The sequence below is a fragment of the Bacillus sp. ok061 genome, from assembly GCF_900108285.1.
GTDB lineage: Bacteria > Bacillota > Bacilli > Bacillales > Bacillaceae_G > Bacillus_A > Bacillus_A thuringiensis_S.
Map to the genome: position 1 here is coordinate 138,050 of NZ_FNUW01000014.1, position 7,947 is coordinate 145,996.

Here is a 7,947-nt window from a genome sequence, read left to right on the forward strand (position 1 = left end):
GACCTCTCATTTAATTTGTACTACAATTCGTAGTGTGAAAGGAGTTATACGATGTTTACGCAAAACTATAGGTTAAATGAGCAGGGATTAAATCACTTCTTTGGACCGCTTGAAGCGAAGATTATGGAGATTATTTGGTCTACTGAAGGTATTACTATTAAAGAAGTCCAGCAGAAATTAAGTGAAGAATCGCCTGTGAATTTTAATACTGTTATGACAGTTATGAACAGGTTAGTAGAGAAATTACACCTAGAAAAACAGACTGTAAAAAGAAGTGGCATATATCGTGCTATACAAACGAAAGAAGAATTCTTATCCAATCAAACGAAGAAAATGACACAGGAATTAGTGGGGGAATTTGGAGATTTAGTTGTAACTCATATGATAGATGAGTTAGAGCAGGCTGATCCGAATTTAATAAAAAAATTAGAAGACAAATTGAATCAGTTAAAAAAAGAGGATCGATGAAATGAAATGGCAAATGCGTAAAATCGTATTGTTAGCGCTCATTGTTAGTACCCTCTTTTTCAGCTTGTTATTGTATTACGTTACATATCCATTTCTTTTTCAAAATAAGGCATTCTTCCTTTCAAAGTTTTGCTTGTTTCAGTTAGAAAAACATATGAAAGAACTATCAATGGTTCGTATTATAATAGCTGGGTTATTATTAATTACTGTATTGACCATGTGTAAAAGAATTTGGCGGCAATTTTTTTATAGTAAAAAATTACAAAAAGTACTTATCCCATTCATTAGAAAAGGGAAACAAATACATATACTACCGACTGTGGAGGTTGCAGCGTTTACAATTGGATTATTCCGTCCGAAAGTTGTCGTATCGGAAGGTTTGCTTCAGACGTTTTCAGATGAAGAGATTGATGCAATTATTTTCCATGAAGAATATCATCAAAATAATTGGGATCCGCTAAAATTATTTTGTTTTACGTTATTAGCAGAAGGAATGATGTACATCCCGATATTAAAAGGAATGTTACAACGATATCATACGTATCAAGAGTTAGCAGCAGATAAATATGCGATGCAAAAAATGAAATCTTCATTTGAGTTAGGTAGTGCGTTATTAAAATTGATTAAAATAAAGACAATGGAAAATCGATGTGTTACAGCTTCATTTGCAAAAACAGCAATAAATTTAAGAATCGAACAAGTGTTAAATGAAAAAGTTGTGAAGCTTAATATCCCGTTACATCCGAATTCGGTATATGTAACAATAGGTTTATTCTGTGTGTCGATTGTACTTATTATTGGAGAGTGCATATAGCCTCTTTTTTTAAGGATAAACACTACTCTATGTAGTGTGAATAGAGGTGTTGTCATTTATATCATCATGCTTTTTAACGCTATATACATCTTATTTATCATATATTACAGGTTTTTTATTGTATACAAATCAAATGACGGAAATCACAGCGTTCATTATTCGTCTATTTGGTGGAGTTACAGGATTTTAAAATGAGGAGGAAAAAGAGTGAAGAAACTAATTGCTATTATACTAGTAGGGGCACTCGTTTGGGCGGGGGTCAATTTTTATAATTCAAAGAAAGAAGAAAAGGAAAGAAAAGCGAAACAAGCAGAGTTACAGGAGAAAGAAGTATTACCACAAGTCGGTTTTAAAGCACCTGGCATCACATTAAAAGGATTAGACGGAAAGTTACAGTCGTTAAATGATGCAAAGGGAAAACCGTATATTATTAATTTTTGGGCATCATGGTGTGGGCCGTGTGAAATGGAGGCACCTGACTTAGTTCATATGTATGATAAATATAAAAAGGATGTTGAAATTTTTGCGGTGAATGCTACTGTTAGTGACCCAGTACAAGAAGCAAGCGCATTTGCTAATCGCTATGGGTTTGAGTTTCCTGTTCTACTAGATATGGACGGAGTAGCTGGACTAGATTATAAAGTATTCTCTTTACCGACGACATTTTTTGTTAATAAAGATGGAATTATAGTAGCTCATGTACGAGGTGTATTACCACCAGATCAATTAGAAAAGAAATTTAAGAAATTGATTGAGAGTTAAGAGCGGATTTTTCTATGGGGAAAATTAGAGTCACTAACAATGTAGAATTTAAGAACGAGGTAGTAGATTTATATTTAAAAGAAGGGATGAGATATAGTAATTGAGTCTTTTTTGTTTGACATGTTTACGTTTTTTTATAACAAACGTTCTGTAATTGCATACTTGGCCTATATGTAGGTGTACCTATAAAATGGTGATTATTAACAATACATTGTTAATATCCGAACATCAAAGAGTTAAGTGAAACACTAAACTCACGACTTTTGAAGGCATTTGCAAAGGGGATAGCTAAATTAATTAGTGAAACACAAGCTGAAGCAGAAGAGGCTGTAGTTTCAATGCAAAAGAGCTCAAAAGAAGTCGAATCAGGAATAACTCCTGTTCAAAGTAGTGGTGCTTTCTTCGAAAAAATTTCAAAATCTGCACAAGCTGTTACAAATCAAATTAAAGCGACTTCGAGTAATTCAAGTGATATTTTTAAAAATAGTCAAACTATAATTCAGATTGTAAATGAATTATCACATATTGCTAATACATATGTGGATAGCAGTAGTAATGTAGAGACTAGTATGAAAGAACAAGAAGTATATGTACAAGATATTGCAGAACTAGCAACATCATTAAGTGGGCTATCACAAGAGTTACAAGAATTAATTGGAGAGTTTAAAATTCAATAAGGATTATATTGATTCATTTGAAAAACCTTTTTTAATTGGAATGTATTAATGTAAATTACACGCTTACTTAAATGAATATAAATTTTGCATATTTAATTGGAAATAGAGCATGATATTACCAATTAAATGGAGGTGTGTTAGAAATGCAAATTCGAGAAAATAATAATTCAAACGAGATTTTGGTAGCGGCGGCAGCAAGTGCAATTGAGCAAATGAAGTATGAAATTGCTCAGGAGTTTGGCGTTACACTTGGACCAGATTCAACTTCACGAGCAAATGGTTCAGTAGGCGGAGAGATTACGAAACGTTTAGTTCGTATGGCGCAAGAGCGGTTATCTGGTCAATATAAACTTCACTAAAGTTAAAGGTATATCCTATTGAAGGGATATACCTTTTTAATTTTTTTTTAAAGAGGATCGTTAAATTTTTTATTGTTGGTTAAGTTTAGAAACTGCGAATTGAGCTGTGAAATTCATTTTCTTCATGTAAGAAGAATTTACTCCTGTTTGAAATTGAACAGAAATATTACCGTCTTTTTGTGCTTTGAATACGCGACCATATTGTGAATTAGCATTGTATGTGCCAATTACTTGATTATCTGCATCAAAGACTGTATAAGAAATTGGAAACCCGGAATTTTGTACAAAGACAGTAAGTTCTTCCCCTTTATTAAGATTAAATGATTCTTTTTGGGAAACTTCATAGGAACTCATAGAGTAGTATTTTGTAACTTCTTGAATTTCTAAATTTGTAGTTGCTGCACTTGCTTTTGATGCCTCTACTCCTGGTAAATTCATACCTGATAGTACTACAATTCCTAGTGCCCCTGCTAAAATAGCTTTTTTCATAATGTTAGTGCCTCCTTTAATATATTTTGAGATTTGAAAAGGAAGTAAAAATACCACTTCTTGAAACTATTATAGTTACAATGAGAATGATTTTCGATATGGCTTGATATGTAATTCTGCATACATAAGGTGGCGATATAAGATAATCTATTTGAGATTTTGAATATTCTTAGAAGAAGAGGAGGACAAATTTTTAAAACTATGAATGGACTTGTAGCTGTTTTTTTACATACGTTGGTTTTATAGTGAATATTTCGTTGAGTTTATTTTTGTATGGAGGGGGTATTACAGTTGATTGATTACTATTCCGAAAATGTAAAAAATATCCATTAACGGAATTGGATTTGTATTATAATTCACTAAATGAACTATTATTGTTCGTTTCATTTCTTGATGAATGTATGTATGCTCTTTCTTAATTGTAAATATGTTCGATTTTATTGGTGAAGAGGGGAGATATCCCTCTCCTTTTTCTAGGCATATTAACAGTAAGGAGAGTATTGAAATGCTAATTTCAAATCTTTATCAGGAGAAAAATTTGAAAAAGCTTATCATGTTATTATTTTTACATATATGTACTATAAAGTGAATTGATAATATGTAGATTCACTATTACTAATATTTAATTAAGATAGTTAGCGCTATGTTAATAGTATTAACTATCTTAATTGGTGTGGAATGTGATAGAAAGCATAAGTTTACCGCAAACTTATGCTTTCAGGATTTGAAGAATATTCTTAATATGAATTTTAAAGAAAATACAAAATCTCAATAGACGTGAGAAAAAAGGAACTGAAAATATCCTTTAAAATAAGATATATTCTGGTCAAAAAATTAGAGGGCATCAATTCATTAAAGCAGTAAAAAACGTTTTTATGAATTGGTGTCCTTTTTGTTTTAAAAAGAGAATATATTTTCTCAACAGGACAAATGGTAATCAGCTATAAGTATTAATTATAAGGATAAAAGGAAAAGAGAAATTAATAATAAAGGAGAATGTGAAATGATAACATTAATATCTGAAAGAAATCTAGCTGAAATCCATGAAGACGATGTAGATGTATTAAAAGTAATGGCACATCCTGTCCGATTACAAATTGTAAATGAATTAATGCACCATAAAGTATGTAATGTTACACAGTTAACGGAAATATTAAGACTCCCCCAATCCACTGTTTCACAACATTTATCAAAATTGAGGAGAACCGTACTCCGTTCAGAAAGAAGAGGGTTAGAGATGCATTATTATATAGATAATGCTAAGGCACGTCAGATTGTTGAAATTTTAGGTTTATAGGTTAATAATACATAAAAGGTTTCCTGTTACAAGGCAGGAAACCTTTTTTATATGTATACTAATTGTGTGATAATATCATACCGTAGAAGCTACCTAACAATAATTAAATTTAACAGCTTGTTTTATCTTGCCACACACAATTTAACACGATATATAGGTGTAAACTTACAAAGAAGAGTTTTAAATAGAAATTAGATATAACAATGGATAATGGTAAGTGTATTAAAGAAACTATAGAATTAATGAAATAAAAAATAATAAATAGTTGTTGTAAAGGCATATATTTATAAGAATGTGGCAGGAATGAAATGAACTTTACAGTTACTTTAACTTGGATGAAAAGAGATTTAATAATTGTTTAATAGAGTTCATTACCTAGTAAATACGGAGTTCCTGGGCTTGAAGGAGAGGATATAAAAAAGATAACGTGAATAATCCGAAACAAATATGTTTCGGATTAGAGGTTCGAGATTTTATCCATTTTCATTCAACGGTTTGTAAAAGATAATAAGTTGAATTTTCTGTTTTTTAATAAGGGAAATGTATTAGGTTAATCAATAGATACTCCACCAGAGACAATCAGTTTTGTTGGTGCTGGCGTATCTCCACCATTAAACGAAGAGTGTTGTGATACATTTAAACTAATTATGCTACATGCTAATGCACTTACTACTACCATACTTAATACAATTTTCTTAATCTTTTTCATTATTTTAACGCTCCTTTTCTCAAATGTTTCTTATCAGCATTATTACTAATATAGAAATATTTGCTTGCCTTAACATGATTATCTGCCTCATAAAATTGGATTGCTAAAATCCCTGCATATTCTTTTACACAATCCCACATTTCCTCTTTTTCAAAATAAGAAATAGCATCAGTAACTACTTTTTCTAGTTTAATTCTAGGTAGTTCTGTGATTAGTTCATTTAAAACTGCGAAACGATGCTTATATTCCTCATTTCCTGATTCATTTGTATACTTCATTCCTTGCTCGATATATGATTTTGCTGTTTCAATGCCTTCTAAATTATAATATGCTCTTGCTAAGACAAATAATGCTTTAAAATGATTCGGTAGGGTATTTATAATTTCAGAACTCTGTCTGATCGCCAATGGAAATAAATCTTGAATATTATATAACCAGCCCAAATTATGACGTACTCTTAATAATAATTGTTCTTCATTATACTTTTTAAAAACATCAATAACCGTATTGAGACATTCTTCAGCTCTTTCAAACTCTCTTAGATCTATACAAGCTAAACCGTATACATTGTCGCATAAGGCAACATTAATTTCATAGCCTACATGATTCTGGTATACTTTTTTTGCCTTTACTACATGTTGAATTGCTTCAAATGGTTGATAAGATTGATAACAGTAAGTTGAAAATCTATACTCAAACTCGGCTTTTTCTACTGCGTCAGGTATATCAATTAAAAGTTCTTCCGCCTTTTCATAGTGTGTTTTCGCTTCAGTATAATTTGCTAAAATTGTAGAATGAATTGCCTTAAAGAAATGATAATAGTAAGCTAAAAATAAAAAATCATCTTTGATAGTAGAGAGTTTTTCTATTTGATTAAAAGAATCTTTTGTAATACTCATTCCATCTACCAAGACCATATATCTAAAATTCAGTAGGGAATAATAGAATGATACATATTGGTCTGCTTCTAGTCCTTTTAAACTTTCTTTTACTTTTAGGTATGTTTGTTTTGCTTCTTTTACATGATATAAACGAATTTCTTCATACCATTCGTGTAATAATCCCATCAATTGCTCATTACTCTTCTCTTGAACAGTCATAATATCCCCCTTTTCTATGTAAAGGCTTATTCTGATAATAACAGGAATTAGATACATTAAATTTAATAATGAGTTTTTTTCATTAATAGACATAATATTCAGAATATAACGGATACCCACCCTTTGTAATGCGACAAAATATAGCTAAGATAGTACAAATTTCGCTAAGTGATTTTTTGATGCTTAAATGTTTGCTATTGGATATATCGTATAAGAGGTGTCTTAGCACTATGGTAGAAAAGGAGGTAGCTTACATTGCTATTTTTTTGAGAAAATATTGGACTTATTAAGTTTCGAGGAATTCCTCGGAATTCAATATAAGTATACCCATGTCTACTTATATTGAAAAGTGAGCGTTAGTTTATGATAAGTTTTGGGATTAATTTACTAAGGACAATGACGAATTTAAGAACAAGAAGAAAAGTAATGGATGCTAGAATTCTGCAAGCGTTAGGGTAGAATTTAAATGTTTTTTGAAAAAAAGAATTGACTTCTAAATCACTTGCAACCATTATGGTTACAATTTATATCTGTTTTTAGAAAAAATGTTCAATATTACCTTTTGTTGAAAATTTTAGCCATTTTTTGGAAGGGTTAGTTTTGAAAAATATAGTAAGGTAACTCAAAAAAGAACAAGATATAAAAAAGATGTACTTATATAAACCAGAAAGTTAGCTGAGAATTTTAAGCAGCAGCTGAGCTGGAAAATAAAAATAAAGGTAGGAGATTTACATGGAGACGAAACAAGATAACCTTATTTACGTATGGGACGCTTATTGTGGATGGTGCTATGGTTTTTCAGAAAGTATTAAAGGGTTTTACAAAAACCACACTGAAGTACCATTAACGGTTTTATGTGGAGGGTTATTTTTAGATAATTTACCAATGAAAAACTTCTCATATATAGAAGAAGGAAATAAAAGAATTAATCAACTTACAGGTGCTGAATTTGGTCCTTCATATCAAAAATTGGTGGAGGAAGGGACTTTTAAAATGAATTCGAAAGATGCTGCAATTGGCTTTTCAGCTTTACGCTCATTAGCGCCAGACCGTTTATTAGAATTCACTTCGGCTATGCAAAAAGCGTTTTATTATGAGGGCCAAAGTCTGAGTGATCCTGAAACATATCGCAAAATTGCAATCGAGCATGGTTTGGACCCTGAACAAGTATTAGAACGTTTAAACGCTCAAGAAACAATAATAGATGTCCAAAATGATTTCAATAAAGTTCGACAGCTTGGTGTTAATAGCTATCCTTCCTTACTTTTACAA

General features: G+C 31.0%; 9 protein-coding genes and 1 pseudogene. 7 read left to right on the forward strand and 3 right to left on the reverse strand.

Features of this window, described 5'->3' with window-relative positions:
• Positions 1–51: 51 nt before the first annotated feature.
• From C4S65_RS19165 to C4S65_RS19185, 5 genes and pseudogenes are all read left to right on the forward strand, one after another.
• Positions 52–468 (forward strand): BlaI/MecI/CopY family transcriptional regulator, encoded by a 417-nt coding sequence (locus tag C4S65_RS19165; RefSeq protein WP_000495076.1) that lies wholly within the window; start codon positions 52–54, stop codon positions 466–468.
• Between the two features lies 1 nt (position 469).
• Positions 470–1,282, forward strand: coding sequence for a M56 family metallopeptidase (locus tag C4S65_RS19170; protein WP_098838419.1), 813 nt, complete (start codon positions 470–472; stop codon positions 1,280–1,282).
• A 207-nt stretch (positions 1,283–1,489) separates the two neighbouring features.
• Complete coding sequence (locus C4S65_RS19175; RefSeq protein WP_098838420.1) at positions 1,490–2,044, forward strand: TlpA disulfide reductase family protein; 555 nt, start codon at positions 1,490–1,492, stop codon at positions 2,042–2,044.
• 266 nt (positions 2,045–2,310) lie between these two features.
• Positions 2,311–2,721: pseudogene (locus tag C4S65_RS19180) on the forward strand (chemotaxis protein); the annotation flags it as partial.
• Between the two features lie 143 nt (positions 2,722–2,864).
• Positions 2,865–3,080: an alpha/beta-type small acid-soluble spore protein gene (locus C4S65_RS19185; protein WP_046945468.1), complete on the forward strand. Its 216-nt coding sequence runs from the start codon at positions 2,865–2,867 to the stop codon at positions 3,078–3,080.
• A 69-nt stretch (positions 3,081–3,149) separates the two neighbouring features.
• Here C4S65_RS19185 and C4S65_RS19190 read toward each other — a convergent pair whose 3' ends face one another.
• On the reverse strand, positions 3,150–3,569 hold the full coding sequence (locus C4S65_RS19190; protein WP_098838422.1) for a hypothetical protein: 420 nt from the start codon (positions 3,567–3,569) through the stop codon (positions 3,150–3,152).
• A 1,003-nt stretch (positions 3,570–4,572) separates the two neighbouring features.
• On the opposite strand from C4S65_RS19190, the gene C4S65_RS19195 reads away from it, so the two are divergent.
• A complete protein-coding gene (locus C4S65_RS19195; protein WP_086413784.1) occupies positions 4,573–4,866 on the forward strand; it encodes a metalloregulator ArsR/SmtB family transcription factor in 294 nt (97 codons plus the stop codon).
• Between the two features lie 550 nt (positions 4,867–5,416).
• On the opposite strand, the gene C4S65_RS19200 is transcribed toward C4S65_RS19195, so the two are convergent.
• Both C4S65_RS19200 and C4S65_RS19205 read right to left on the reverse strand, forming a co-directional pair.
• A complete protein-coding gene (locus C4S65_RS19200; RefSeq protein ID WP_000721353.1) occupies positions 5,417–5,575 on the reverse strand; it encodes a Phr family secreted Rap phosphatase inhibitor in 159 nt (52 codons plus the stop codon).
• Positions 5,575–6,675 carry a RapH N-terminal domain-containing protein gene (locus C4S65_RS19205; RefSeq protein WP_000217977.1) on the reverse strand — a complete coding sequence of 367 codons (1,101 nt, stop codon included), beginning with the start codon at positions 6,673–6,675 and terminating at the stop codon, positions 5,575–5,577. The genes C4S65_RS19200 and C4S65_RS19205 overlap by 1 nt, the downstream gene beginning before the upstream one ends.
• 732 nt (positions 6,676–7,407) lie before the next feature.
• Here C4S65_RS19205 and C4S65_RS19210 point away from each other — a divergent pair.
• Positions 7,408–7,947: DsbA family protein (locus C4S65_RS19210; RefSeq protein WP_103945389.1), on the forward strand; the 540-nt coding region annotated here is incomplete at its 3' end.

Bases quoted from the DNA above. Each gene is read 5' to 3' on its own strand.
- C4S65_RS19185 (WP_046945468.1), top strand. From the start codon at position 2,865: ATGCAAATTCGAGAAAATAATAATTCAAACGAGATTTTGGTAGCGGCG.
- C4S65_RS19170 (WP_098838419.1), top strand. From the start codon at position 470: ATGAAATGGCAAATGCGTAAAATCGTATTGTTAGCGCTCATTGTTAGT.
- C4S65_RS19195 (WP_086413784.1), top strand. From the start codon at position 4,573: ATGATAACATTAATATCTGAAAGAAATCTAGCTGAAATCCATGAAGAC.
- C4S65_RS19190 (WP_098838422.1), bottom strand. From the start codon at position 3,569: ATGAAAAAAGCTATTTTAGCAGGGGCACTAGGAATTGTAGTACTATCA.
- C4S65_RS19205 (WP_000217977.1), bottom strand. From the start codon at position 6,675: ATGACTGTTCAAGAGAAGAGTAATGAGCAATTGATGGGATTATTACAC.
- C4S65_RS19200 (WP_000721353.1), bottom strand. From the start codon at position 5,575: ATGAAAAAGATTAAGAAAATTGTATTAAGTATGGTAGTAGTAAGTGCA.
- C4S65_RS19165 (WP_000495076.1), top strand. From the start codon at position 52: ATGTTTACGCAAAACTATAGGTTAAATGAGCAGGGATTAAATCACTTC.